The 1,313-nt window shown below is 57.9% G+C and carries 2 protein-coding genes and 1 pseudogene; 2 read left to right on the plus strand and 1 reads right to left on the minus strand.

The annotated features are described in order from the left end of the window. Positions 1-94 precede the first annotated feature (94 nt). Together J5224_RS28115 and J5224_RS28120 are read left to right on the plus strand one after the other, a co-directional pair. Positions 95-616, plus strand: a complete 522-nt coding sequence (locus J5224_RS28115) for a CMD domain-containing protein (RefSeq protein WP_264628404.1) — start codon at positions 95-97, stop codon at positions 614-616. Beyond that, the gene (locus J5224_RS28120; protein ID WP_264628405.1) at positions 603-1,082 is read left to right on the plus strand and encodes a peroxidase-related enzyme; all 480 of its coding nucleotides are present in this window, start codon (positions 603-605) and stop codon (positions 1,080-1,082) included. The genes J5224_RS28115 and J5224_RS28120 overlap by 14 nt, the downstream gene beginning before the upstream one ends. Before the next feature lie 32 nt (positions 1,083-1,114). Here J5224_RS28120 and J5224_RS28125 read toward each other — a convergent pair. Further along, positions 1,115-1,313, minus strand: a pseudogene (locus J5224_RS28125) (ABC transporter permease); the annotation flags it as partial.

The following is a 1,313-nucleotide window of genomic DNA, read 5'->3' on the forward strand; positions in this document are numbered from 1 at the left end:
ATCGCGCGCCACCTGTTTGTCGAGGATTGCACGCAACACTACGACGCGTTAACCGCGTTTGATACGCCCGAGTTGCTGGGAGATGAGTGGTACGATGCTGATGCACAGTAATATCACCTTGCAGGAAGCGGGAAACGACCTGATCAATCAGATGGCAGGCATTGATGCCGGCTCACCGCGCGATAGGCTACGTCGGTTACGCCCGGAATATGTTTCTGGCGTGGAGGCCTGTCGTTGCAGCGTGTTGACGCCGCAAGACGATCAAGGATTATCGGCCGCGCTGCGTGTGGTGCTCGCTTTACGTATGGCGCTCGCATTGGGTGTGTCAGCGCAGGTGGCCTTTTACCAACGGCTTGCGGATGATTTGCCGCCCTCGCAATCGCATCAGGGGCTGGGCGCAAACGGCAAGGGCGACGATGCAGCCTTTCAGGCGTTGGTTTATCATTGTGACAACGTCACGAATAGTCCCGCGATGAGCACGCAGCAGGATCTTGGGCGTTTACAACAGGCGGGGTGGACAACGCCGCAAATCATTGCGCTATCCGAACTGATCGCCTTTATCAATTTTGAATCGCGCATTGTGGCTGGGTTGTCAGCGCTGGGTGAGGGACAATGAAGCCTGGGAAAACCACGATACCTGCGGTAAAGGTCCGCGTGCTGCCCCTGACCTGGCAGCCCTATCTGCCCGCACCACGCTGTTTAACGCCATTATGTACAGCGAGGGAGGATTAGGTCGCGCCGAACGAGAGCTGGGTGCGCTGGTGGCTTCTGCGGTTAACGGCTGCGCCTATTGTGCTTCGGTTCACGCGCGGCGGTATGAAGCGCTGTCGGCGCGTAACGATGTGATCAGTGCGATATACACGCGCGGGTTGGATGCGCCTTTCGATGAAAAAACCCAGGCGCTGGTCGATTTTTGCCGTGCCCTGTCACAGACCCCTGTGGCGGTTGAACCTCATCATGTCACCGCCTTGCGCCAGCAGGGATTTAACGACGGTGACATTATCGATCTGATGCATTCCGCCGCGATCTTTGGCTGGGCCAACCGCCTGATGCACACCCTCGGTCATCCCCAGCGCCGCTAACCCTGCCACTATGCCGGGACATTCCCGGCACCTTACAACGCCTTGCGTAGCCCGATCAGCCGCTCCAACACCACCACCACCGCAAGGGATATCAGGATCAAAATAACCGACAGCGCGGCTATCTGTGGGTCAGTGGCGTATTCAAGATAACGGTAAATCTCGGTCGGCAAGGTGGAGGCGCGGGTGGAGACCAGAAACAGCGACAGGGTGGCCTCATCGAAGGAGATCAAA

The organism is Candidatus Symbiopectobacterium sp. NZEC135, from assembly GCF_025962695.1.